Genomic DNA, 25685 nt, shown 5'->3' with positions numbered 1-25685 from the left:
GTCCGGATCCCGCCCACCAACTTCCCTGGGCGGGATCCGGACGCGGACGCGTCCCCCGGGTCGGTCCCCCCTGTCGGACAGGGAGCGGTTCGCGGCAAGAACTCGTGAGGCAGCCGACCGAGCACTGCTCGGAAACTTCCCAAGCCTTGCGCCCGCCCGATAGGATGTGGCGGTTTTCACTGCACTTTTTGCTGGGTGAAGGGCTTCATGGAGCGTCGCGTCCTCATCGTCGAAAGCCAGAACGACTTCGCACTCAGCATGGCCTCCGTGCTCAAGAGCGCGGGCTACAACACGGCCATGGCCACCACTGCGTCAGACGCGCAGCGGGAGCTGGAGAAGCGCCGACCCGACCTCGTGGTCGTGCGCGCGGAGCTGCCGGACCAGTCCGGATTCGCCCTCTGTGGGCAGATTAAAAAGGGCAAGTGGGGCCAGAACCTGAAGGTCCTGCTGCTCTCCTCCGATTCCGGGGTGGAGGGTCTGAACAAACACCGTGAGACGCCGGCCGCCGCGGACGGCTACCTCGTCATCCCGTTCGAGATGGGCGAGCTGGCCTCCATGAGCGCGGGCATCGTGCCGCCCGGCTCCGACGAGACGGACGCGGACCTGGACGCCGCGCTCTCCGGCGCACCGCGTGAAGCCCCGCCGCCCATGCCCGGCGTGCGCACGGGCGCCCCGCCGAAGCTGCCCAAGCGAGAGCGCCGCAGCGCGATGACGGACGAGGACAAGGCCTTCATGGACCGGGCCTTCACGTCCATCGCGGACCGCAAGGCGGAGCTGCTGGCGGAGTCGCGCCAGCTCAAGCGCCCGCCCCCGCGCCGCGAGCTGATGGGCACGCCCGAGGGCAAGATTCAAATCCTCCGGGACGAGCTGAAGACGCGCGAAGCCCAGCTGGCGCGACTGTCGGAGATCTGGAGCGTCCGCGAGCGCGAGCTGCTCTCCGTCGAGGACCGCCTCCACGAGAAGGACGTGGAGCTGCAGGGCCTGAAGATGCAGGTGGACGACCTGCTGCGGCGCTTCAACGACGCGCAGCAGTCCATCGTCCAGAAGGAGCGCGAGCACGGCGCCACCGTCGACGACCTGCTCCTCCAGAAGTTCTCCTCGGAGAAGGACCTCATCGAGGTCGTCGCCTCCAAGGAGAAGGACATCAACGTCCTGCGCAAGGAGGTCAACCTCCGCGACGAGGAGCTGGCCCGGCGCGGCACGGACCTGGAGAACTGGCGCAACGAATACGACAAGCTGGAGAAGCACCTCGGCGTCGTCACGCTGGAGTTCGAGGTCAAGGAGCAGAAGCTCCAGGACACCGTCCGCACCAACGAGGCGGACATCCTCCAGCTGCGCGAGCGCGGTGACCAGTTCGAGTCCGAGCTGTCCCGCACCGTCAGCGAGCGCGACCAGCGCTACGCGGAGCTCGACGGTGAGCTGCAGGCCCTCCAGGAGCGGCTGACCCAGACCGAGCAGGAGCGCGACGCCACCGTGCGCGGCCTGGAGGCCCGGGCCACCACCGCGGAGGAGCACGCCAGCCGTTCGGACGCGGAGATTGAACGCCTCAACGCCGAGCGCGCCGCCCTGGAGCAGCGCCTCACGCAGCAGGTGGCGGACCTGGAGTCCGACATCGCGCGCGTCACCGGCGAGCGGGACCAGCTGCGGCTGGACAAGGACGCCCTGGAGGCGGACCTCACGCAGCGCGTGGAGGAGCGGGACGGGAAGATCTCCTCGCTCGACCGCGAGCTGCAGGAGACCATCGCCCGCAACGAGAACAGCGAGGCGGAGCTCAACGCCACCATCCAGCAGCACCGCGAGCGCATCGGTGAGCTGGAAGGCGAAGTCGAGGCCGTCAAGACGCACCTGGAGGACCGCGAGAACGAGCTGAACGGCGAGATCCAGGCGCTCCAGCAGGCCAAGGACGCGCTGGAGCAGGACCTCACCAGCCAGCTGGAGGACCTGCGCGCCGCGAAGGACGCCCTGGAGGCGGACCTCAACGGACAGATCCAGGCGCTCACCGAGCAGCTGGACGCGGCCCAGCGTCAGGGCGAACAGCTCTCCGCGCGCGTGGCCTCGCTCGAGGACACCGTCGCCCAGCGCGACACCACCATCGAGGGCCTGCAGACCGACGTCTCCGACCGCGACGCGCGCATCTCCGAGCTGACCGGCAACCTGGAGGCCACGAGCCAGCAGCTCACCGAGACGCAGGGCACGCTCTCCAGCACGGAAGCCACCCTCGCGGAGACGCGCGGCGAGCTGGAGGCCACCAGCCAGCAGCTCTCCGAGACGCAGAACACGCTCTCCAACACCGAGGGCACGCTCGCGGAGACGCGCGGCGAGCTGGAGGCCACCAGCCAGCAGCTCTCCGAGACGCAGACGACGCTCGCCCGGACGGAGGAGACGCTCTCCACCACGCGCGGCGAGCTGGAGGCCACCAGCCAGACGCTGGCCACCACCGAGGCCACCCTCGCGCAGACGCAGGACACGCTGGCGCGCACGGAGACCACGCTCGCCGACACGCAGGGCACCCTCGCCAGCACCGAAGGCACGCTGGCGGAGACGCGCGGCGAGCTGGAGGCGACGAGCCAGACCCTCGCGGACACCCAGTCCCGGCTCGCGCAGACGGAGGAGACGCTCTCCACCACGCGCGGTGAGCTGGAGGCCACGAGCCAGACCCTCTCCGACACGCAGGCCACGCTCTCCAGCACCGAAGGCACGCTCGCGGAGACGCGCGGCGAGCTGGAGGCCACCAGCCAGACGCTGACGGAGACCCAGTCCAAGCTCGCGCAGACGGAAGGCACGCTCGCGTCCACCTTGAGCGAGCTGGAAGTCACCAGCACGACCCTGGCGCGCACCGAGGCCACCCTCGCGGACACGCAGGGCACGCTGGCGCGCACGGAAGGCACGCTCGCCGACACGCAGGCGACGCTGTCCAGCACCGAAGGCACCCTCGCGGAGACGCGCGGTGAGCTGGAGGCCACCAGCCAGACGCTCACGCAGACCCAGGAGACCCTGGAGACGACGCGTGGCGACCTGGCGAAGGTGACCTCGCACCGTGATGAGCTGGACGCGGAGCTCAACGAGACGCGCGACATCCTCCAGGAGACCAACGGCCTCCTGGCCCGCACCACCGAAGAGCGCGACGCGCGCATCGCCGAACTGCAGGCCCTCCACCAGACGAAGGACGCGCTGGAGCAGGACCTCACCGGCCAGATTGGCCAGCTGCGCGCGGACCTGTCCGAGACGCAGGGGCTCTACGACGCGGAGCGCACCGCCCACGCGTCGCTCGCGGAGGAGACCACCGCGCGCATCAACGCCCTCACCGGCGAGCGCGACAACCTGTTCGCCGAGCTGAACGCCACGTCGCAGCAACTGGCCGACACGCAGGGCCAGCTGGCCAGCACGCAGGACGTCCTGGCCCGCGAAGAGCAGGCCCACGCGCAGTCCCGCCAGACCGCCGCCAGCATGCAGGCGGAGCTCACGCGCCAGCTCACCGAGGCCCAGGCCAACGGCGAGGACCTGGCCGAACAGCTCATCGTCACCAAGCACGAGCTGGGCACCCGCGTGTCGGAAGTCACGCAGCTGTCCTCCAAGCTCGCGCAGACGGAGGACGCGCGGCACGACCTGGAGGACCGCCTCCAGACGCTCACCCACGAGTCGCAGCGCCGTGAGGAGCTCCTCCAGAACGAGGTCGACACCAAGGGCAAGGAGCTGTCGGACACGCTCCGCAAGCTCACGCACGTGACGCAGGAGAAGATGCGTCAGGCGGAGGTGCTCAACCGCGAGGTCGCCACCCGCACGGACCAGGTCAAGCAGCTGGAAGGCCAGCTGGAGGCCCAGGCCGCCGAGGCGAAGAAGCAGGCGGACGCGCTCCACCAGCAGCTGGGCAACGTCTCCGGCGAGCTGGACGGCGCGCGCAAGGGCATCGCGGATCGCGACGCGCAGCTGCAGCAGGCCTCGCAGCAGGCGAAGAAGCTCACCAGCGAGCGCGACGGACTGGCCGGGCAGCTCCAGCAGGCCCAGGCCCAGGCGCAAGCGCAGGCCCAGCAGGCGCAGGCCGCCGCCGCCGAGGCGAAGAAGCAGGCCGACGACCTCGCCGCGAAGCTCGCCAAGGCGGATCAGCGCATCGCGCAGCTCTCCCAGGAGGCCCAGAAGTTCGCGGCCGACACGGAGACGAAGCTCAAGGACGCCCAGGCCCAGCTGCAGGCCCGCACCAAGAAGGCCCAGGACCTGGAGCTGGCGCTGGAGAACGCCCAGAGCACCCGCGCCCGCGCGGAGAAGGACCTCAACGCCCGCGTCGCCGCGGCGGAGACCAAGGCCAACGAAGCGGCCGCGAAGCTCGCCACGGCGCAGAAGGACCGCAAGGACCTGGAGGCCCGTCAGGCCAAGGAGCTGGAGGACCTCAACGCCAAGCAGAAGGCGGAGCTCGAGCGCCGCGAAGCCATCAAGGCCCAGGAGGTCGCCCGCCTCCAGACCTCCGTCCAGGAGAAGAGCAAGGCGCTCAAGGTCGCGGAGCTGGAGCTGGCCCGCTACAAGACCAAGGCCCCGGCCGCCGCCGCGCCCGCCGCGAAGGGCGCCAAGGCCACCGAGGACGAGCACCTGGCCGCCACGGTCCAGGCGAACCCGGTCATCCCGGCCGCCGCGAAGCCCCCGGCGAAGGCCGGCGCCAAGCCCGCCGCGAAGAAGGCCGCCCCCACTCCCGTCCCCGTGGACGACGAGGCCCCGGAGCGCACCATGGTGATGCAGCTGCCCACCGCCCCCGAAGGCGGCGAGGACGACTGGACGGCGCTCGTCGACGAGCTCGACAAGTAGCCCTCCCCGCTGCACCGGAAACGACAAGGGCCCGCGCACTCCTGGGAGTGCCGGGCCCTTCGTCCATCTCAAGACGGCTGCTGCCGGTTACAGCGCCGTGGCCGCCCGCGCCTCACGGATGAGGTCCCGGAAGTGCAGCGCGCCCACCACGTCCCGCACCACCGACACCGGACGGCCCTCTTCGCGGGCCTGCGCCTGCGCCTGCCGCCAGCGCTCCAGCAATGTCCGCGTCGCGATGTACGCCAGCACGAGGGGAAAGCCCCCCGGCATCACCACCACCAGCACCGCCATCGCCAGCTTCAGCCACGCCCACATGACCCGCGACCTCGTCGTCCTGAGATACGCACGCTTCGATGCACGGTACGTGCCCACGGTGCGAAAATAATTACGCACCCTGATTCCGCAGGGTTACAGCTCCCACGGCCCTCAAGAGTGCGGACGGCGCCCCCACAACCCTGGCATTTTTGCCGCAGTCGGCGGGAAACCGTCGGTTAAGTTGACGGCTGTGAGCCCCCCTCAACTGACTCCGGAGATTCGCTCGTTCACCAGCGTGGAGGACGCGGCGCGTCGCCTGGAGGCGGTGGGCTACCTGTCGTCGCCCGAAATCGCCACGGCGGTGTTCCTGGCGGACCGGATGGGCAAGCCCATCCTGGTGGAGGGCCCGGCGGGGGTGGGCAAGACGGAGCTGGCCAAGGCCCTGGCGCAGGCGCTGGACCGCGGCTTCATCCGCCTCCAGTGCTACGAGGGACTGGACGAGGCCAAGGCCCTCTACGAGTGGGAGTACGCCAAGCAGCTGCTCTACACCCAGCTGCTCAAGGACAAGATTGGCGAGCTGACCCAGGGCACGTCCACGCTGGCGGAGGCCGCGGACCGGCTCGCGTCCGGTGACGCGGTGTTCTTCTCCGAGCGCTTCCTCCTGCCCCGCCCCATCCTCCAGGCCCAGCTGTCGGACACGCCATCCCTGCTGCTGGTGGACGAAATCGACAAGGCGGATCCGGAGTTCGAGGCCTTCCTGCTGGAGGTCCTCTCTGACAACGCTGTCACGGTGCCGGAGCTGGGCACCATCCGGGCGAAGCACATCCCCCGCGTCATCCTCACCAGCAACAACGCCCGCGAGCTGTCCGACGCGCTCAAGCGCCGCTGCCTCCACCTGCACATCGACTTCCCGGACCGGGAGCGCGAGCTGCGAATCGTCCGCTCACGCCTGCCGGAGGTCCCCCAGGTGCTGGCCGAGCAGGTCGTGGAGGCCGTGGCCGCCATCCGCGCGCTCGACTTGAAGAAGGCCCCGTCCATCAGCGAGACGCTCGACTGGGCGCAGAGCCTGGCGCTGCTCAACGCCGAAGCACTCAGCGCGGACGTCGTCGCGGCCACGCTCAACCTCGTCCTCAAATACGAGGGCGACATCGAGAAGGCCCGCGCCAACCTGCCCACCATCGCCCAGGCCTGACGCAGGGCGGCGCGCGGGAAGGGCCACGGAACGCCATTCGTTGGCGTTTCACGCTTTGCGTGTGCAGTGGCCCTGGGTACAAGTCCCAGGCCGTCCCACCCCTTGCCCGAGAGGTACTTCCCGATGAGCTCGACCTCATCCACCGTGCTGCGCGCCGAACACATCTGGCTCGATGGGAAGCTGATGAAATGGGACGAGGGCAACGTGCACGTGATGACGCACGCCCTCCACTATGGCCTGGGCGTCTTCGAGGGCATCCGCGCCTACAAGACCCACGATGGCCGGCTCGCCGTCTTCCGGCTGCGCGAGCACATCCGCCGCCTGCTCGACTCCGCGCACATCATCATGCTGCAGATGCCCTACAGCGAAGACGAGCTGGTGGAGGCCACGCTGGAGCTGTTGCGCAAGCAGAAGGCGCAGTTCGCCAACGGCGCCTACCTGCGCCCGGTCGCCTTCATGGGCGATGGCGCCATGGGCCTGGGCGCGGTGAACCCCACCCGCGTGGGCATCACCGCCTGGGACTGGGGCTCGTACCTGGGCGACAAGGGCATGAAGGAGGGCATCCGCGCCAAGGTCAGCTCCTTCACGCGCAACCACGTGAACGTGAACATGGTGCGCGGGAAGATCACCGGCCAGTACGTCAACTCCATCCTCGCCAAGCGCGAGGCGGTGCTCGCCGGCTATGACGAGGCCATCCTCCTGGACGTCAGCGGCTTCGTCGCGGAGGCCTCCGGCGAGAACATCTTCATGGTGAACAAGAAGGGCGTCATCAAGACGCCGCCCCTCTCGTCCCCCGTCCTGGACGGCATCACCCGCGACACGGTGCTCAAGCTGTTGCGCGACGCCGGCCACACCACCATCGAGGAGGTCACCGTCACCCGTGACGCCCTCTACATCTGCAACGAGGTCTTCTTCACCGGCACGGCCGCGGAGATCACCCCCGTGCGCGAGGTGGACAACCGCCAGGTGGGCGACGGCAAGCCCGGCCCCATCAGCCGGTTCGTCCAGGACATGTACTTCCGCGTCGTGCGGGGCCAGGAAGCCCGCTATGCGGACTGGCTGACCTACGTTTGAGGACAGTCGTTGGACGTGAAGTCCCGGCGGACGGGGGAATCGGGTAGAACCCGTACCCGATGCCTCCCGCCGGCTACGCGTACGAAGACAATCCGTTCAAGCTGGAGAACCCCTCCGTCCTCGACATCGCTCCCGCGGAGCCGAAGTCGCTGGAGGACACGGGCCTGAGGATGGGTCTGCTCGCGGACCTGGGCCTCAAGTTCCTGTACTACGCCGGCACCGGCACGGGCATGGCCATCGCGGAGAGCATGTGCCTGCCCTGGTCCGGCGTCGTCGAGCACGTGGTGGACTTCCTCGCCGCGGAGAAGCTCGTGGACCTGCGCGGCGGCAAGGGCTTTGGCCGCGCGTCCGTGGAGTTCGCCCTCACGGAGAAGGGCCGCGAGTACGCCCGCGACGCCCTCTCCCGCTCCACCTACGTGGGCCCGGCCCCCGTCCCCATCGAGCAGTACAACGCCCTCATCAGCAGCCAGACGGAGGAGACGCCCGTCGTGGGCCAGGAGGACCTGGTCGCCGCCCTGGGCCACCTCACCGTCTCCGCGGAGTTGATGGACAAGCTGGGCCCGGCGGTGAACTCCGGCCGCTCCCTGTTCCTCTACGGGCCCCCGGGCAACGGCAAGACGAGCCTGGCGGAGGCCATCTCGCACATGTTCGGCGGGGAGGTGTTCGTCCCCCACTGCCTGGAAATCGACAACCAGATCATCAAGGTCTTCGACAGCATCATCCACACGGCCGTACCGCTGGAGATGGGCCGCGACGGCAACGGCCGCCGGCAGACCTTCGAAATGGACAAGCGCTGGTCGCTCTGCCGGCGCCCCGCCGTGGTGGTGGGCGGCGAGCTGACGCTGGAGACGCTGGACCTCATCTACTCGGAGAGCACCCGCTTCTACGAGGCGCCGTTCCAGGTGAAGGCCAACGGCGGCATGCTCCTCATCGACGACTTCGGCCGCCAGAAGGTCCACCCCACGGACCTGCTCAACCGGTGGATCGTCCCGCTGGAGAAGCGGGTGGACTTCCTCACCCTGCACACCGGCAAGAAGTTCGAGATTCCGTTCGATCAGCTCCTGGTCTTCTCCACCAACCTGGACCCCAAGGAGCTGGTGGACGAGGCCTTCCTGCGGCGCATCAAGTACAAGATTGAAGTGGGCAATCCGGACGAGGAGTCCTACCGGGAGATCTTCCGCCGGGTGTGCGAGGCGGCGGGCATCCCCTACGTGGACCAGGCCATCACCTACCTGGTGGAGCACTACTACAAGCCCCGGAGCATGGAGATGCGCTCCTGCCACCCCCGGGACCTCGTGTCACTCATCCGGGACGCGGCCCGATACCGGCAAATCCCGCCAGCCCTTTCAAAAGACCTGCTCGACCAGGCGTGCGAAGTGTTCCTGGTGAATCTCTAGTCAGGTTTTATTTGTTCCAACCGCGCGGAATTTCTAGACTCCGCGTGCCGTTGTACCTCCCGGCGCAGCCTCTAGAGAATCAGCGCCCGGGGCGGGCCGGAGCGAGAAGGAGCCGCAGTCCGTGAAGGAACGCTACCAGGACATCGACGAGAAGAACGAGCAGCTGCGCGAGTACCTTGAAATCTACAAGGGCAAGCAGCCAGCACGTGAGTACCTCGACCGCTTCGAGATGTCGTGGATCTACCACGACGCAGCGCTCGAAGGCGTCGTGTACACGCACCAGGAGCTGATGGCCGCGCTCTTCCCCGCGCGCACCGCGGCGGAAGCCTCCATGATCCCGGTGGTGCTGGAGATCCGCAACCACAAGGCGGTGGCGGACTTCATCCGCGAGGAGGCCGCGGGCGCGAAGAAGCAGTCCGCGCTCACGCTCACCACCATCAAGCGCATGCACGACCTCTTCCTGGGCAACACGCCGGAAGCGCTGGCGGAGCGTGCGCGCATGGAGCGCCGCGAGCGCACGGAGAAGGAGCTGGCCAAGGAGCGCGACCGCGCGGGGCTGCGCAAGGACATGCCCCTGCACCGCACCTACTTCCACGACATCACCCAGCCCGCGAAGATCCAGGCCCGGCTGGAGAAGCTCGTGGACCACACCGCCAGCGCGGAGTTCCGCGAGTTCCACCCCATCAAGCAGGCGGCGGTGGTGCAGCACGAGTTCCTGCAGATCTTCCCCTTCACCGAGCACAGCGGGAAGGTGGGGCGCATGTGCAGCAACCTCATCCTGCTGCGCAACAACTACATGCCCGCGGTCATCCACTCCATCGACCGGCAGCGCTACTACGAGTCCTTCCGCGCGCCCGTGGCCACGTTCCGCACGGTGCTGATGGACGCGATGGAGAACTCGCTCGACAACGGCGTGAAGTACTTCCGCGACCTGGGCCGCAAGTACAAGACCGTCGAGTAGTCACGAGAGAGACGACGTCGAAGCCGTGCGCATCGGGGCTCATGAATCCATCGCTGGCGGCGTGAGCCAGGCCTTCCAGCGAGCCGAAGCGCACGGCGCCCGCGCCCTGCAGATCTTCACGAAGAACGCGCGGGGCTGGAGCGCCCCCGCGCTGACGGACACGGAGGCCGAAGCCTTCCGCGCCGAGGCCCGCCGCACGGGCCTGCCCGTCATCGCCCACGGCAGCTACCTGGTGAACCTGGCCGGTGAGGCGCCGGAGGCCCGCGAGAAGTCGCTCGCGTGCGTCACCGAGGAGCTCACCCGCTGTGAGCGCCTGGGCATCCCGTTGCTCATCCTCCACCCCGGCTCGCACCCGGACGTGGCGCGCGGCCTCCAGCTCATCGCCGAGGGGCTGGACGAAGTGCACCGCCGCTGCCCCGGCTTCCAGGCCCGCGTCTGCCTGGAGGTGACCGCGGGCCAGGGCAACGCGCTGGGCTGGCGCTTCGAACACCTGGAGGAGCTGCTCTCCCGCGTCGCGGACGAAGCGCGCTTGGCGGTCTGCCTGGACACGTGCCACCTGTTCGCGGCGGGGTACGACCTGCGGACGGCGAAGGGCTACGCGGCGGTGATGGAGGAATGCGACCGGCGCGTGGGCCTGCACCGGGTCCGTGCCTTCCACCTCAACGATTGCAAGAAAGATCTGGGTTGCCGGGTGGACCGGCATGAGGAACCGGGCAAGGGGGCAATCGGACTGACGGCCTTCCGCTGCCTCATGAAGGATGAACGGTTCGTCGACACCATTGGGGTGCTGGAAACACCCTTTCCGGAACGTTACGGGGAGAACATCCGACTTCTCGAATCCCTGTGCCGGAGGAAGTAAAAGAAGAGTCCCCATGCCTGTGACCCCGACCCTCCAAAGCCGCCGCACCCAGCTTCCCGCCGGGAGCGAGCTCACGGAGCCTCCGCCAGCGCGGTTGGCGAAGCTGCCCGCCGCCGACAAGCTGGGCCGCTTGCTCCAGGTGGCCAAGGGCCACCGCCGGGCGCTCATCCTGACGCACGACAACCCGGACCCCGACTCCATGGCGGCGGCGGTGTCGCTCGCCCACCTCCTGGAGCACAAGGCCGGCATCGAGGCCCACGTGGGCTACGGCGGCATCATCGGCCGGGCGGAGAACGTCGCCTTCGTGCGCGTGCTGCGGCTGCCGGTGTCGCACGTGTCGCAGATCGACTTCAGCCAGTACGACCTCTTCGGTCTGGTGGACACACAGCCGCCGGTGCGCAACCACTCGCTGCCGGCGCGCTACCGCGCGGACCTGGTGGTGGACCACCACCCGCTGCGCGAGGAGAGCCTGCTGGCCCCCTTCGCGGACGTGGGCGGAGACTTCGGCGCCACCTCCACGATGCTGGTGGAGTACCTGCGGGCCGCCCGGCTGGAGCCGTCCGTGGACATCGCCACCGCGCTCTTCTACGGCATCAAGGCGGACACGCGGGACCTGGGCCGTGAGACGACCCAGACGGACGTGGACAGCTACCTGTGGCTGTTCCCCCGCTGCGACAAGCAGCTGCTGGGACAGATTGAACACCCGGAGCTGCCCGCGCGCTTCTTCCAGCTGTTCCACACGTCCATCGAGAAGGCGAAGGTCTACGGCACCGCCATCATCACCGACCTGGAGGAGGTCTACTCCCCGGACATGGTGGCGGAGGTCGCCGAGCGGATGATGTACCTCGAGGGGATGAAGTGGTCCCTGGCCTACGGGACGTTCCGCAACCAGCTCTTCCTGAGCCTGCGCGTGAAGGACCGGCGCATGAACGCGGGCCGCCTCATCCGCGAGCTGTGCGAGGACCTGGGCGGCTCGTCCGGCGGCCACGGCAGCATGGCGGGCGCGCGGCTGCCCCTGTCCGGCAGCGCGAACAAGCGCAAGGCGCTCAAGCGCGAGGTGGTGTCGCGCTTCATCGAGGCCTTCGGCGTCGCCGATGAGCGGCCCAAGTCGCTGCTGTCCGCGCAGGACACGTGATCTACTGGGACCACAACGCCGCCGCGCCGGTGCGCGCGGAGGTGGGCGCGCTGCTCGCGCGGGCCTTCACGGAGGGCGGCTTCGGCAACGCGTCCAGCGTGCACGGCGGAGGGCGCGAGGCCCGGGCCCGGCTGGACGCGGCGCGAGCGAAGGTGGCGCGCGTCCTGGGCTGTGAGCCGAAGGAGATCACCTTCACCGCGTCAGGCAGCGAAGCGGATGCGCTCGCGCTGATGGGGGCGTACGCGGCCCGGCCGGTGAAGGAGCGCCGCCGCGTCGTGTCCACCACGGTGGAGCACCCGGCGGCGCTGGGGGCGCTCACGCAGCTGGAGAAGGACGGCGCCCAGGTGGTGCGGCTGTCCCCCGCTTCCGACGGCCGCGTGCCGCTGGAGTCCGTGCTGGAGGCGCTCACGCCGGACACCGCGCTGTGTTCGCTGATGTGGGCCAACAACGAGACGGGCGTGCTTCAGCCGGTGGCGGAGACCGCGCGCGCATGCCGTCAGCGCGGCATCCTCTTCCACACGGACGCCGTGCAGGCCGCGGGCAAGGTGCCGCTCACCTTGCGCGAAGTGGACGCGGACCTCCTCTCCCTCTCCGCGCACAAGTTCGGCGGCCCCCAGGGCGTGGGCGTGCTCGTGGTGCGCAAGGGCGTGGACGTGCGGGCGCTGACGCCCGGGCACCAGGAAGGAGGCCGGCGCGGAGGCACGCAGAACGTGCCCTACGCCGAGGCCCTGGCGCTGGCCCTGGAGCTGGCCTCCGCAGATCAATCCGAAACCGCCGCGAGGGTGGCGGCCCTTCGAGACACCTTCGAACAGCAGGTGCTCCAGCATCTGCCCGGGGTGACGGTGAACGGAGCCCTCGCGCCCCGCGTGCCCAACACCAGCAACCTGCGCTTCGACGGCGTGGAGGGCGAGGCGCTGCTGATGGCGCTGGACCTGGAGGACATCCGCGTCTCGTCGGGAGCGGCCTGCGCGTCCGGGACGCTCTCACCGTCCCACGTGCTGCGCGCCATGGGCCTGACTCCCGCCGAGGCGCGCGGCAGCCTGCGCTTCAGCCTGGGCCCCTCCACCACGCGCGCGGAGGTGGAGCGCGTGGTGGAAGCGCTCCGCACCCACGTCCCCCTCGTGCGCGCGCTGGGCTGATCACCACTTCTGCTCGGGCAGGTTCTTCTCGCGGACCTCCGGGTCGGGCTGCCCGTAGCCGGGCATCCCCTCCTTGGCCTCATCGGCCTTGGGCGGACGCCGCTCTTCGCCGTGCCGCGTCTCGCGGGTGGGCGGGTCCTGTTCGGGCTGCTGCTGCTTTCGCTCGGTCGCCATGGATTCCTCCCGGTGCATGTTCGCGGGAGGAAAGGTCATCATCCGGGGCAGGCGCCGCAGCGGGCTCCACCGTCCGGGAGGCCACGCGCCAGGGCCCTGCCCGCCCGCCTACCCGTTGCCGTCGGGGGAGCCGTCGGAAGGGCCGTTGCTGGGCGGCGGGCTGCGGTACGCGGGCATCTCGTCCGTGGTGCCGAACAGGCCACGCACCACCGCCGCGATGGCCAGGGGCGTGCCCACGTTCTCGTCGAAGTGCGGTGACAGGGCCTTCGCGTACTCCTCCGCGGACGGGAAGCGGTCCTCGGGGTTCTCCGCGAACGCGCGCGCCAGCACCGCGTCCAGCGCCTGCGGGATGTCCGGACGCACGGAGCTCAAGAGCCGGTACTTGCGCGACAGGATGCCCGCGAAGACCTCTTCTGGCGTCGTGCCCACGAAGGGCCGGCCCAGCGTGAGCAGCTCGTAGAGCACCACGCTCGCGGCCCACAGGTCCGCCTCCGGGGTGACGGCGCCCTGCAGTGACTCCGGGGACAGGTAGTACGGCTTGCCCAGCACCTCGCCGCCCTGGAGCTTCCCGTCCACCAGCACGCGCGACACGCCGAAGTCGCCCAGCTTGATCTCCCCCACCCGCGAGATGAACAGGTTGGAGGGGGACACGTCGCAGTGGACGATGCCCAGCGGCGTTCCGTCCGGGCCGGTGGCGGTGTGCGCGTACGCGAGCGCCTCCAGCAGCACCTTGGCCAGGTACACCGCGAAGTCGAGGGGGAGCGGAATCCCGCGCGCCTTGCACCGGCGCAGGATGTGGCCCAGGTCGCGCCCGTCCACCAGGTCCATCACCAGGAAGGACACGTCGTCCAGCATCCCGGCGTCCAACACCTTCACGATGTTCGGATGGTCCAGCTGGCGCGACAGCTGCGCCTCACGGCGGAAGAGGTCCACCGACGCCGGGTCGCGGGTGAGCGCGGGGAGCAGCCGCTTGAGCGCCACCGTCCAGCCCTCGTACGGACCGGAGCGCACGCGCGCGCGGTACACCTCGGCCATGCCGCCCTTGCCCAGCAACGACAGGATTTCGTAGTTGCCGAAGACCCGGACGGGCTTCGACACGGGGGTCGGCGCGTTCACGGGCTGGCGCTTCCAGCTCCTTGCGGCTCACGACCCTGGACCCGCTTGCGGCCGCGGGCCTGCTTCAACTGCGCCTCGTACAACGTCCCGTCATTGGAGAACTGCTGGAGCTCGCGCTCCACCAGCACGTTGCCCTCCGGCGGGGACCAGCCTTCCGCCAGCGCGCGCCGCAGCGCCTCCTGCGCGAGCCGCGACTCCTGCGCCGCCCGCTTCACGCACGCCGTCCAGAAGAAGGCCTCCGCCCGGGCCGCGCCACTGCCCACGCTGCGCGCCTGCTCCAGGTACTTGAGCGCCTCCGGCTGCTGCTTGCGCAGGAAGTGCGCCACGCCCATGCCCGTCAGCGCCCAGGCGTTGTTCTTCTCCTTCTCCTGGGACAGCACCAGCTGGAAGTGTTGCGAGGCCGTGATGGGGTTCTGCGCCAGCAGGGCCGCCTGCCCCAGCTTCAACGTGGCCGCCACGTCCACCGGCTCCACCCGGCGCTGCTGCGCCACCTGCGCGGCCCCACCGGACGGCGGAACCTGCGCCGGAGCCTGCGCCTGACGCTGCTCGGGGGCATGCGCCGACACGGGCGTCAGCACCGCCCCCTGCTCCGGCGCCCGCAGCACGAGCATCCCGTTCTTGCCCAGCGCCGGAGACTCGCACCCGGGCTCCAGCTTCACCACGCCGCCCAGCGCCCGCTCCTCCACGTTGTAGACGAGCATCACCGGGAAGCTCCGGGACGGGGTGCAGGTGTCCCCCGTCTGACAGAGCGTGATCTCCCCCAGGAAGACGTTGCCCTGGAAGTCACCATTGAGGATCTGCTCGGCGACCGGGCGCTGGCAGGGTCCTCCGGCCGGCGCCGTGCCAGTCAGATGTTCCCCGTCCGAGCGCAACTCGATGGGGCCGAAGGCATCTCCCTGGTAGGTACTGTTCAGCTGCGGACCCGCCCAGGCGAATCCGGAGGCGAGGCAGGCTACCGCCGCGAGAGCCAATGTTGGGGTCGGGAGCGACATGTCGGGGACCCGGGCATCATAGAAGTCCACGGGGCGGCTTGTAAACGCGCGAGGACGGCTTGACCGCACGCTTCTCCATCCTTATCATTTTCCCAGAACGCCCTGGGATTTTCCCAGTGATTCTAAGGACTTGTAGCGGGATTTGAGCAGTAAAAGGTCTGTTCCCTGCGGGGTGCGTGATGCCCAGCAGAAATTCGAACCGATACGTCCATTCCGGGGTCCGTTTCGGTCGCCATGTGCAAGCCCTCCCCCTTCACCGGGGATGAGGGAAGCCTGCGGTGACATGATTTCGGTCCCCACCTGGCTTCTAAGGGTTCAATGGACGCTGGACACACGGCTCGGCGGGGGACTCTTTCTTTGGAGCGGCGGCGGTGAGCGAGACGGCGGCGGATACGGTGGCGGCGGCGGCGGAGAAGAAGGTAACGCTTCGTGAGGAGCTCACGGCGCGCCGCAAGGCGATGACCAATGACCTCATCGACGAGCGAGGCCTCAAGGTCCAGTCTCGATTCCTGGCATCCCCCTATTATCAGAAGGCACGGACGGTGGCGCTCTACGCCCCCATCCGGGGTGAAGTGCCCACGCGGGACATCCTCATCGCGGCGCTGCAGGACGAGAAGATCGTCTGCTACCCGCTGTCCCATGTGCACGGGCGCATCCTGGCCTTCCGGGCCATCAAGTCAGAGAGTGAGCTGGAGCCGGGACGCCTGGGCGTCCGCGAGCCCACGAACTCCTCGGACCTGATTGCCGTGGATCAGATCGACCTGTTCGTGGTGCCCGGTCTGGGCTTCAGCCCGGACGGCAAGCGGCTGGGACGTGGCGGTGGCTACTACGACGCCACCCTCAAGGCGGCCAGCTCGCGCAGCCGCCGGGTGGGTCTGGCCTTCAACGACCAGATCGTCCAGGCGCTGCCCACGACGAACGACGACGTGGACATGGACCAGATCGTCACGGAGAGCCAGACGCTGCGCGGCCTGTGCCGCAGCTTCGACTTCCTGGACACCTGAGTCGTCAGGCTGACGACTGGACCTTCACGGGTGGGGCGGACTTGAGAAGTCCTGCCCTGCCCGTCGTCTTTTTTGGGTACTGTCCGCGGCGCCATGAACCCGGACGCACTGCGCAAGGCGACCCCCGAAGAGCAGTACGAAGAAGTCACTCGCGGCACCGTGGATTTGCAGGTGCCGGAGGACCTCAAGAAGAAGCTCCAGCGCTCGTATGACAAGGGCAAGCCGCTGGTCATCAAGGCGGGCTTCGACCCCAGCCGTCCCGACCTGCACCTGGGCCACTCGCTGCTGCTCACGCGCATGCGGCGCTTCCAGGAGTTCGGCCACACGGTGGTGTTCCTCATCGGTGACTTCACCGCCCTCATTGGCGACCCCACCGGCAAGAACGCGACCCGGCCGGCCCTCACCCGCGACGAGGTGAAGGTCAACTCGGAGACGTACAAGCAGCAGGTCTTCAAGGTCCTGGACCCGGACAAGACGGTGGTGAAGTTCAACTCGGAGTGGCTCGACGCGCTGGGCACCGAGGGGATGATCCGCCTGGCCTCGCGCTACTCCGTGCAGCGCATGCTGGAGCGCGACGACTTCAAGACCCGCTACCGGGAGAACCGCTCCATCTCCCTGCACGAGTTCCTCTACCCGCTCTTGCAGGGCCATGACTCCGTGGCGCTGAAGGCGGACGTGGAGCTGGGCGCGACGGATCAGCTCTTCAACCTGGGCGTGGGCCGTCAGCTGATGAAGGACGCGGGCCTGGAGCCGCAGGTCATCATGACGGGGCCCATCCTGGAGGGGCTGGACGCGAAGCTCGTGGACGGCGTCATCACGGGCGACAAGATGTCCAAGAGCCTGGACAACTACGTGGGCATCGACGAGCCGGCGGACAGCATCTTCGGCAAGTTGATGAGCATCACCGACGACCTGATGTGGCGGTACTACAAGCTCCTCTCCTCCATGCCGCTCAAGCAGGTGCTGGAGCTGGAGGAGCAGACGAAGTCCGGCGCGGCGCACCCCAAGGTCGCGAAGGTCGCCTTCGCGCAGGAGATGGCCTCGCGCTTCCAGGGTGCGGAGGCCGGGCGCAAGGCCGCGGAGGACTTCGAGAAGCGCTTCGCCAAGAAGGAGCTGACCGCGGAGGAGCTGCCCCAGGTGGAGGTGTCGCTCGCGGGCGCGGAGAAGCTGCTGGTGACGAAGCTGCTGCCGGAGACGAAGCTCGTGGCCTCCGCCACGGAGGCGCGCAAGCTGATGACCCAGGGCGGCGTCCGCGTGAACGGTGAGAAGGTCACCGACCCCAAGGCGGAGCTGGGGGCCGGCGAGTACACCGTGCAGGTGGGCAGGCTGAAGGCGGCGCGGGTGAAGCTGGCCTGAGGCCCGGGTGCACCGCCCGCGCTGGGGTCACGGCGCGGGCGGCTCCTTCGGCAGCGCGCCTTCGTACAGCGCGGCCGAGCGCCCCATCATGAAGCCGTGGGGCAAGAGCTTCATCATCGTGGAGAGGAAGCGGTTGAGGACGCCGGGCACGGAGAGCTCGCGGCGGTGCACGAACGCCTCCACGGCGGTGCGCGCGCAGGCCTCCGCGGACATGATGCCCACGTCGCCCGCCTTGAACTTCCGGTCCAGTCCGGACACCGACAGCATCTCCGTGGCGATGCCGCCGGGCGCGAAGACGGTGACGGACACGCCCGCCTTGCGCAGCTCGAAGGCGAGTCCACGCCCGTAGCTGATGACGAACGACTTCGTCGCCGCGTAGGCCGTCTGGTACGGCAGCGGCGCGAAGCCCGCGGTGCTCGCGACGAGCATCAGCGCTCCTCCCCCGCCCCGCTTCGCGAAGTGCGCGCCGAAGAGCTGGGACATGCGCACCACGCTGGTGATGTTGGTGGCCAGCATCGCGTCGAAGGACTCGGGCGGCTGTTCCAGCGCGTGGCCGAAGTAGGTGACGCCGGCGTTGAGGATGACGCCGTCGACGGTGCGGCCCGCCGTGGCGGTCTCGAAAACGCGCACGGCCTCGCCGGCCTTGCTGAGGTCCGCGGACAGGGGCAGCACCTGCACGCCGTGCGCGGCCTCCAGCTCCGCCTTGAGCGCGTGGAGCCGGTCCTCGCGGCGGGCGACGGCGATGATGTGGGCGCCGTGTTCCCTGGCGAGCAGGCGGGCCATCTCCAGCCCCAGGCCGGACGACGCGCCGGTAATGAGCACCCAGCGGCCTCGGAAATTCATCGGTTTCATATCGAGCGCTCTTATTTCGCGGTGCGGCGCCGGGCGCAACCGGGGAACAGCGGGCTTCGGGCACCCCTGTTAGAGTCCGGCGCACCATGCGCCTTTCCGGGTCGCTCGCCGGCTTCTTCCTGGCCCTCTCCTTGTCTCCCGTTGCCCTCGCGGGGAGCGGCGTCTTCGTCACCGAAGAGTCCGTGGACGCGGTGGAGCAGCCCGAGTCCTCCACGGTCGTCTTCGCCGTGCAGCCGGGCGTGTCCTATCCGCTCGTGAAGAAGGGCGGGCCCGACCGCGCGTGGTGCAAGCTCCAGGGCCCCAAGGCCGAGGGCTGGGTGCTCTGCGATGGCACGCCCACGGATGCCATCGAGAAGGCGCCAGGCACGGACGCGCTCGTGCGCGCGGACCGTGAGAACACGCGTCAGCAGCAGGCCTCCCGGGGCGGTGGCGTGTCGCTCGCGGACGCGAGGCCGGTGGGAAGCGGGGCCGGTGCGGGCGCTCCCGCAGCGGAGCCGGACGACGTGGAAGAAGGCGCCGTGGCGGTCCGTGCGCCGGCGAGCCGTGCCGCGCCGCCGGCTCCAGGCGACGCAGCGGCTTGCGCGAGCACCTGTGATCAACCGCCCCTCTTCGCCAAGGCCCCGGCGCTGTCCGCGTTGGACCGCGAGGTGCTGGACCTGTGCCCCGCGCGTCCCGACGCGAGCGTGAGCGCCGGTGACGTCCAGCGCTTCTTCGCGAAGCACTACGACGACGCGCGGATCCAGCGGGCCCTGTCCGCGGCGGGCCGTCCGGGTTCGCGCCAGGCGAACATCGAATGGCTCACCAGCCTGTGGGTGAGCACCGGTCCGCGCAACGCGTTCACGCACGTCTTCTGCGGGGATGACTGGCAGCGCGGCCCGATTGGCGGCCTCCACTTCCTGCCCCGCTACGCGCAGCTCGAGGCGGAAGGAAAGGTCTGCTACCAGGGCCCCGCCAAGGGCGAGGAAGCGGTGCGGGGAGAGCAGTACCTCATCCGCTTCAAGGGCCTGTCCCCCTGGTCCTGCGGCGTGAAGCGGACGGGCGGCTTCTCCACGTCGCAGGACGCGATCTCTCTCACGGCCATTGGAACCCGCGCGTTCGCGCGTTGCTGCGCGCGCGGCGGGGCCAAGAAGGAAGGCGGCGTGTACTCGGCGCCGGACGTGGGTGGCGGCAACTGGCGCATCTGGTGCGGCACGCGCAACGGCACCTACGGCATCGCCACGCTGCACCCCACCGACGAAGCCGCCACCTGCGCGGAGTAGCGGACCCGCGCCCGTGAAGGACGCGGGCCCCCTGCCCCGCTGACGGGCTACGGCGCCTTGTCCACGGTGAGCACCGTGCCCGTGGAGTACGCGGTGAACTCCGGCGCGTACATGGACTGCACCGTCGCCGGGCCCACGCGGAAGGTGCCCGCGAGGTTCGCGCGCAGCCGGTACTTGAACGTGTACTCGCCGACCGGCAGCTGTTCGAAGAAGAAGTTCGTGCCCGAGTCGCGCGTCTCCTCGTACCAGACGATGCCCAGGTCCCACTTGTGGCGGGACTGCGCGTTCTCCGGCTCCAGGCCCGCGGCGCGCGGGTCGCGCAGGTGCACGTACTCCGCCGCGTGCTTCAGGCGCAGCGACAGCTGGACCTCCACCTCGTCGCCAGGGTGCAGCCTCGCGCCGTCCGACAGCGGGCGCAGCAGCGTCTGGGTGCCTTCGCGGATCCGCACGAAGTAGCGGCGCGACACCTGGAAGAAGTCACCGCGCTCCTCCTTCGGCAGCTCCTCCGTGGAGAAGTGCCACGTCGCGGAGGCGAAGGCGAAGCCCGGCGTCTTCTTCTCCACCACCGTGGTCGCCGTGTCCGGCTTCACCTCCGGCCCGCTGAGCACCACCTGGTTCTTCTTCCCCGTGTACACGTCCGGCGAGAAGCTCATGGGGACCACCTTCGGGCCCACCGTGACCTTGATTTCCTCGCGCACGGCCAGCGCCCCTTCCGCCTCCAGGTAGTTCACCAGCGCGTAGAGCGCCTCCGCCGTGGCGCGCGTGGACTTCCAGTGGCCCAGCTTCTTGTCCAGGAGCAGCCACTGCACCAGGCCCGCGCGGCGGGGGTCCTTCGGGCGCAGCTCCGACAGCGCGCGCAGCGCGAAGGCGTGGGTCTCCGTGCTGTCGTTGTACCAGAGCCAGCTCCGGTCCTCCGCGGCCCAGAACGTGCCCTGGTCCTCCGTCGTCTTCGCGGAGTCCATCACGCTGTCCCAGACCTTCTGGGCGTCCTTCGTGCGCTTCGAGCGGTGCAGCGTGAGCGCCAGGTAGCCCTTGAGGTACGGCGAGTGCTGCTTCCAGTGCTTGAAGGAGAAGTCGAGCATCCGCTGCCGCTCGGCCGCCGTGAGCGCCTCGCCCGTGTAGCGCGCGTCCGGATACGCCGACGCCACGAAGTTGAGGAACGTGAGGAACTCCCAGCCCAGGTCCTTCTTCATCAGCCGGTTCGCGTAGTCGCTCCGGAAGTGCGTGGTGAGGTAGCCCCACGCCGGCTCCGTCATGGCGGGCGGCACGTCCACCCCGTGCTCCATGGCGCGTGACAGGCCGTGCAGGATGTAGAGCGTCATGTACGGCGACGACGGGCCGCCCGGCCACCAGGGGAAGCCACCGTCCGCGTTCTGTGACTTGCGCAGCTTCTCCTGCGACGACACGCGCTGGGCCTGGGCCACCTTCGGATCCAGCACGCGCAGGAGCGCGTCGTCGTTGCCGGTCCCGCCCTTCGCCTCGTTGAGCCAGGGCGTCTCCTCCAGCGACATCTTCCGGTTGGGGTCCACGCCGTCGAAGGTCTCGAAGCGCGTGCTCCGCTGGCTCAGGTCCTTCGCCACCTTCGCCACCGCCGGATACTTGCCGTAGAGGCTGGAGACGATGCCGGTGGACACGAAGCGGTTGAGCGTTTGCTCCGTGCACTCATAGGGGTAGTCCACCAGGTACGGCAGCGCCTGGAGCACGGAGTAGAACAGCTGCGCGTCCACCGTGACCACGAGCTGCTCGTTCACGCGGGTGGGGTCGTCCGAGCGCTTCAGGTCGTCGAACGTCAGCGTCTTGCGGTCCTGGTCGCGCAGCGTCACGAAGCGCGACTGGGACAGGTGCATGCGGCCGGGCAGCACCGGCACGGGCCGCAGCTCACCGTCGCTGAAGGCGCCTGTCTTGGCGACGACGCGGAAGGCCACCGGTCCCACGCGCGCGGGCGTGGTGATGGGGAAGCGCAGGTGCGTGCCCTTCCCGGCCGCCACCGTGAAGGCCTGCGTGGCCGTCTTCACTCCGAAGTCCGCGGCCAGGCTCTTCTGCGTGTCCGGGTCCACGATGTCGAACGTGAGCTGGCCCTGCTGCGTCTGCGAGCCCGCGTTGTTCACCACGACCTCCAGCTCCGCGCGGTCCCCCTCGCGCAGGAAGCGCGGCAGGTAGGGGCGCACCATCAGCTCCTTCACGCTGCGGGTGGCGCGCTGCGTGGAACCACCGCGCAGGTCGCGCGTGAGCGCGTGCACCCAGACGTCCCACGCCGTCACCGAGTCCGGCACCGTGAACTCCAGCACCGCCGCGCCGTCCGGTCCGGTGAGCAGCTGCGGAATCCAGAACGCCGTCTCCGCGAAGTTCGTGCGCAGCGGCTCCTCGGGTGCCTCGGCGCCGCCGGAGGAGCCCTTGATGATCTGGATGATCTCGCGCCGCTTCTGTTCCAGCGGGCGTTTCCTCTCACCGGAGGCGGAGGGAGGAGCGGGCGGCGGGGGCGGAGGCGCCGCGTTCGCCTCGTCTCGCGATTCCCGCTGCACGGCCCCGGGCTTCGCGGCCATGGCGCGCATGCGGTGCCCTCCGTAGGAGTTCCGGTAGCCCGGACCGCCCAGCCCGTAGCCATCTCCGAACTTCAACGCGTCGTCGTCAGGCTCCGGCGCGGAAGGGTGGTCCGGGACCAGCTGGTCGAAGAGCCAGTCCGCGCTGAAGGAGTTCCCCGAGGACTGGACGTCCACGTACACCGACTGCTGCGGGTACAGCTGCGCCACCTGCGGCGGCGTGTGCGGCCCGAAGACGTTCAACGACTGATCGTACATGTACGCGAGCAGCTCCGCGGCACCCGCCTCCAGCTTCGCGCCCTTCGGCCCCTTCACCGTCACGCGGAAGGTCTCCTTCGCGCCGGGCCGCAGCGTGTCGCGGAACGTGGCGAACTCCAGGCTGAGCTCCTTGTCGTCGAAGGGCACGGACACCGTCTGCTGGAAGCTCATCGCCTGCCAGTCGTGCACCAGCGAGAGCACCACCGTGAAGCCGCCGCGCAGCGACTCCGTCACCGGAATCTCCACCACCGCGCGCCCCTGCCCCGCCGTCACCTTGCGGTGCTCGACGCGCTTGCGTCCCTGGTACACGTCCATCACCAGCGGCTGTCCCTCGAAGCCGGAGGCCACCAGCAACCGCGCCACCTCGCCCACGGGCACGGACGCGCGCTCCACCTCCAGCACCGCCGGCAACCCCGCCGGAGCCCTGACTCCCGCCACCAGGAAGTCCCGCTGCGCGGTGGCCTTCTGGCCGAACGCATCCGTCGTCTCGTAGCGCAGGCGGTACGCCCCCGCGCGCAACGCCGGCAGCTTCACGGCGGCGACACCGTCCGCGCCATGCGTCACCGCCGCCTGCGCCACCTCCGCGCCGTCGTCCCAGCGCTGCAGCGTCTGATCCACGTCGAAGGCCGATTCCCAGCGAGGCTTGAGCGCGTCACCCGGCGTGGGGGACACCTCCTTGCGCTCCTGCGCTGCCGCGTCCAGGGGCCGGGGCTTTTCGACTGGGACCTCCGACGGCATCAACGGGCGGGACGGAGCCTTCAGGGCGATGAGCCGCCAGCGGCCCGGTCCGGCCTGCGGCGCGCCATCCAGGTTCGAGCGGATGAGCCGCACCTCCGACGGGAAGTCCTCACGCACGAAGCCCACGTCGGACTCCACGCGGCCTTCCACCGACACGAAGCCCAGGCGGAAGGCACGGCTCGCGGAGCGCGTCTCGCCGCCCTCGTCCGTCAGGTCCGCCTCCACGCGGTAGCGCCACGACATGCCCTGAGCCTTCGCCAGCCGCTCGTCCGCCTCCGGAGTGAAGGCCACCGTGAAGCCGCCGTCCTCGCCGACAGTGGCGGAACCGGAGGCCACCAGCTCCGTGGTGGCCGGGATGCGCTCCCAGAACCACCAGCGAGGCAGCACCGGCTCGCGCGACACGCGCCACTTCACCGCGCCGCGAGTCACCGGCAGGCCGAAGTAGTAGCGCGCCTCTCCCTTGAACGTGGCGCGCCGGTTGAGCCGCAGCGCCTCGGGCGCGTCCTTCAGCGTGACCTCGAACGTGGGCCGCTTGTACTCCTCCACGCGCACGCCCGCATAGCCGTTGGGGCTGGTCCGCACGGCCCACTGTCCCAGGGGCCGCCCCGAGGGGATGTCGAACTCCCCGGCCACCGAGCCGAACGTGTTGGTGCGCACTTCACGCTTCGCCACCTCCTGGCCGTTGGGGTCGACGAGCGTCACCGTCACCGGCGATTCCGGGAGGACGCGGTACCGCTTGGACATCTCCTCCGGGCGGTAGGTCACCACCTTCCACAGCAGCTTCTGCTGGGGGCGGTAGACGGCGCGATCCGTGTAGATGAGCGCCTGCGCCTGCGGGGTCGAGTCGTAAAGGGGCGACAGGTACACCGAGCCCGGAAACACCATCGCGCCCTTCCCCCGGCCCACCACCACCAGCATGTTCTCGTAGCGGTTGGCCTCCGTGCCCTCCAGCACCAGGTCGCCGTTCGCGTCCGTACGTCGGCTGACGACGCCGAACTTGCGGGTGCGGTAGTCGGGCGTCACCAGCCGCACCTCCACGTCCGGAGCGCCCGCCCCCGTGGCCCCGTCCACCACGCGAAGCTCCGCCTGGTTCGGGTTGGCCTTGTGCACCGTCACCGCCCAGGGCGACACGGACATCGACAGGGAGAGCATCCGGCTGTCCTTCTTCGCGAAGTCCTCGCGCGTGGACAGGACGATGACGTACGTGCCCGGCTTGAGCGCAGGCGGGGTCACGAAGGTCTGGTGCCGCTGGAAGTCGGGGGTGGGCGCCAGCGCCGCGCTCCAGGCAGCGTCGGGCTTGCGGGACGCCACCATGCGCAGCGCCTCGTTGTTCGAGGCGTACAGCGACAGGTCCACATCGGGCTTCGCGAGCCGCGCTTCCACGTCCAGCGCGAACGCGCGGAAGTACACCATGCCCACGTTGCGGTGCTGCACCGAGATGGACCGCTTGCCCGGCCCGTCCACCTGCATCACCGAGGCGTACAGCTCCGGCGCCTCCAGGCTCGCCACCAGCCCGGCGCACTGCTTGCCCCCCACCGACTTCGGCCACGCCTCCGCGCCCTCCTTCGCCAGTGTGCGCGCCGTCACCGCGCGGCCTGCGTGCTGCTCCAGCTTCGCGAGCTGATGCTGCCCCATGGACCACCACGGCACGTCCCGGAAGCCCTTCAGGTGCGCGGCCAGGTGCTCCCGGATGCGCCGAAGATCCGCCACGTCCGCGAACGCCCCCGCCAGCACTTCGTAGCGCCGCAGCCGCGCCTCCAGCGCCGCCTCACGCCGGCCCGCCGCCAGATGCCACGCCTCCAGGTCCCCCAGCACCGCCGCCACCTTCGTCAGCGGATGCGCGGACGGGTCCTTCAGCTCCACCTTCGGCGTGCCCTCCAGCAGCGTGCCCAGGTCCAGCCGGTACACGCCCTGCTCCTGCTCCGGGCGCCACAGGTCCGTGTCCTCCAGCGACGCCACCCACAGGTACGTCACCGCGTCCCGGACGGTGGAGCGGATGCCCTCCGGATACGTGTTGGGGGTGACGTACTCGGACAGCACCTTCACGGGCTCGGTGCCGAACTTCTGGCGCAGCTCCCAGACGGCCGCGTACTCGCGCTGGACCTCCGCCGACAGCTGATCCTTCGTCCACGCCTTCAGGTCCACCGTCCCGGAGGACACCACCTGTTCGCGCTGGCCAATCTCATAGCTGTACGCCTGCATGTACCGGGCGATCACCGCCGCCTGGAACAGGTGGAGCGTGGCCTGTGGGCGCAGCCCCTCCGGCCAGGGCTGCTCGCGCAGGAAGCGGACCGTCGTCTCGTAGCCATGCAGCCGCGTGCGCAGCTGCACGGTGCGGATCAACGCCCGCGTCCACTCGTCCGCGTCACCCCGGGCCTTCGCCGCCGCGAGCCGGGCCTCGGCCTCCTGCGCGGCGGACTCCACCTTGTCGTCGTCGACGAGCGCGTCGATGGCCTTCCACGTCGGGGGCGCCTTCTCGGGGGCCGCCACGGACACGGAGGACAACAGGAGGCACAGCAGGCACGACACGACGGCGAAGGGGCGCGGGCGCGGAGGAGAAGGCATAGGGGCGGCACTCTAGACGCCGCCC

At 69.6% G+C, this 25685-nt stretch carries 17 protein-coding genes and 1 other RNA gene; 12 read left to right on the top strand and 6 right to left on the bottom strand.

The genetic code is table 11. From position 1 onward, the window contains the following. The first annotated feature begins 207 nt into the window (after positions 1 to 207). On the top strand, positions 208 to 4794 hold the full coding sequence (locus D7W81_RS06840; RefSeq protein WP_120554517.1) for a response regulator: 4587 nt from the start codon (positions 208 to 210) through the stop codon (positions 4792 to 4794). An 87-nt stretch (positions 4795 to 4881) separates the two neighbouring features. On the opposite strand, the gene D7W81_RS06835 is transcribed toward D7W81_RS06840, so the two are convergent. After that, positions 4882 to 5109, bottom strand: a complete 228-nt coding sequence (locus tag D7W81_RS06835) for a hypothetical protein (protein WP_120526513.1) — start codon at positions 5107 to 5109, stop codon at positions 4882 to 4884. A gap of 190 nt (positions 5110 to 5299) precedes the next feature. Between D7W81_RS06835 and D7W81_RS06830 the strand changes: the two genes are divergently transcribed. From D7W81_RS06830 to D7W81_RS06800, 7 genes are all read left to right on the top strand, one after another. Beyond that, on the top strand, positions 5300 to 6241 hold the full coding sequence (locus tag D7W81_RS06830) for an AAA family ATPase (protein ID WP_120554514.1): 942 nt from the start codon (positions 5300 to 5302) through the stop codon (positions 6239 to 6241). A 123-nt stretch (positions 6242 to 6364) separates the two neighbouring features. Beyond that, the gene (locus D7W81_RS06825) at positions 6365 to 7315 is read left to right on the top strand and encodes a branched-chain amino acid transaminase (protein ID WP_120554513.1); all 951 of its coding nucleotides are present in this window, start codon (positions 6365 to 6367) and stop codon (positions 7313 to 7315) included. A gap of 59 nt (positions 7316 to 7374) precedes the next feature. After that, positions 7375 to 8712 carry a DUF8689 domain-containing protein gene (locus D7W81_RS06820; RefSeq protein ID WP_120554512.1) on the top strand — a complete coding sequence of 446 codons (1338 nt, stop codon included), beginning with the start codon at positions 7375 to 7377 and terminating at the stop codon, positions 8710 to 8712. A gap of 121 nt (positions 8713 to 8833) precedes the next feature. Next, positions 8834 to 9673 (top strand): Fic family protein, encoded by an 840-nt coding sequence (locus D7W81_RS06815; RefSeq protein ID WP_120554511.1) that lies wholly within the window; start codon positions 8834 to 8836, stop codon positions 9671 to 9673. Positions 9674 to 9698: 25 nt separating this feature from the next. Further along, on the top strand, positions 9699 to 10532 hold the full coding sequence (locus D7W81_RS06810) for a deoxyribonuclease IV (protein ID WP_120554510.1): 834 nt from the start codon (positions 9699 to 9701) through the stop codon (positions 10530 to 10532). A gap of 13 nt (positions 10533 to 10545) precedes the next feature. Continuing rightward, positions 10546 to 11667 carry a DHH family phosphoesterase gene (locus tag D7W81_RS06805; RefSeq protein ID WP_120554509.1) on the top strand — a complete coding sequence of 374 codons (1122 nt, stop codon included), beginning with the start codon at positions 10546 to 10548 and terminating at the stop codon, positions 11665 to 11667. After that, positions 11664 to 12806 carry a cysteine desulfurase family protein gene (locus D7W81_RS06800; protein ID WP_120554508.1) on the top strand — a complete coding sequence of 381 codons (1143 nt, stop codon included), beginning with the start codon at positions 11664 to 11666 and terminating at the stop codon, positions 12804 to 12806. The genes D7W81_RS06805 and D7W81_RS06800 overlap by 4 nt, the downstream gene beginning before the upstream one ends. Here the strand turns inward: D7W81_RS06800 and D7W81_RS42755 are convergent, their stop codons facing one another. From D7W81_RS42755 to D7W81_RS06785, 3 genes are all read right to left on the bottom strand, one after another. Then, a complete protein-coding gene (locus D7W81_RS42755; protein ID WP_167508037.1) occupies positions 12807 to 12980 on the bottom strand; it encodes a hypothetical protein in 174 nt (57 codons plus the stop codon). A 108-nt stretch (positions 12981 to 13088) separates the two neighbouring features. Further along, on the bottom strand, positions 13089 to 14096 hold the full coding sequence (locus D7W81_RS06790; RefSeq protein WP_120554506.1) for a serine/threonine-protein kinase: 1008 nt from the start codon (positions 14094 to 14096) through the stop codon (positions 13089 to 13091). Then, complete coding sequence (locus D7W81_RS06785; protein ID WP_147445368.1) at positions 14093 to 15088, bottom strand: tetratricopeptide repeat protein; 996 nt, start codon at positions 15086 to 15088, stop codon at positions 14093 to 14095. Before D7W81_RS06785 ends, D7W81_RS06790 begins: the two co-directional genes overlap by 4 nt. A gap of 159 nt (positions 15089 to 15247) precedes the next feature. Between D7W81_RS06785 and ssrS the strand changes: the two genes are divergently transcribed. The 3 genes from ssrS (at position 15248) to tyrS (ending at position 17448) form a co-directional block, all read left to right on the top strand. Then, positions 15248 to 15440, top strand: a non-coding RNA gene (ssrS, locus tag D7W81_RS06780) — 6S RNA. Positions 15441 to 15459: 19 nt separating this feature from the next. Continuing rightward, positions 15460 to 16092, top strand: a complete 633-nt coding sequence (locus D7W81_RS06775; protein ID WP_120554504.1) for a 5-formyltetrahydrofolate cyclo-ligase — start codon at positions 15460 to 15462, stop codon at positions 16090 to 16092. A 93-nt stretch (positions 16093 to 16185) separates the two neighbouring features. Then, on the top strand, positions 16186 to 17448 hold the full coding sequence (gene tyrS / locus D7W81_RS06770; RefSeq protein WP_120554503.1) for a tyrosine--tRNA ligase: 1263 nt from the start codon (positions 16186 to 16188) through the stop codon (positions 17446 to 17448). Positions 17449 to 17475: 27 nt separating this feature from the next. On the opposite strand, the gene D7W81_RS06765 is transcribed toward tyrS, so the two are convergent. Further along, positions 17476 to 18300, bottom strand: coding sequence for an SDR family NAD(P)-dependent oxidoreductase (locus D7W81_RS06765; protein WP_120554502.1), 825 nt, complete (start codon positions 18298 to 18300; stop codon positions 17476 to 17478). A gap of 86 nt (positions 18301 to 18386) precedes the next feature. On the opposite strand from D7W81_RS06765, the gene D7W81_RS06760 reads away from it, so the two are divergent. Next, positions 18387 to 19559, top strand: a complete 1173-nt coding sequence (locus D7W81_RS06760; protein ID WP_120554501.1) for an EndoU domain-containing protein — start codon at positions 18387 to 18389, stop codon at positions 19557 to 19559. A 47-nt stretch (positions 19560 to 19606) separates the two neighbouring features. Here the strand turns inward: D7W81_RS06760 and D7W81_RS06755 are convergent, their stop codons facing one another. Next, complete coding sequence (locus D7W81_RS06755) at positions 19607 to 25660, bottom strand: alpha-2-macroglobulin family protein (RefSeq protein ID WP_120554500.1); 6054 nt, start codon at positions 25658 to 25660, stop codon at positions 19607 to 19609. Positions 25661 to 25685: the final 25 nt, after the last annotated feature.

The organism is Corallococcus aberystwythensis (genome assembly GCF_003612165.1).
GTDB lineage: Bacteria > Myxococcota > Myxococcia > Myxococcales > Myxococcaceae > Corallococcus > Corallococcus aberystwythensis.
The sequence above is the reverse complement of the archived record's forward strand: the minus strand, read 5'-3'. Positions and strand labels throughout refer to the sequence as shown.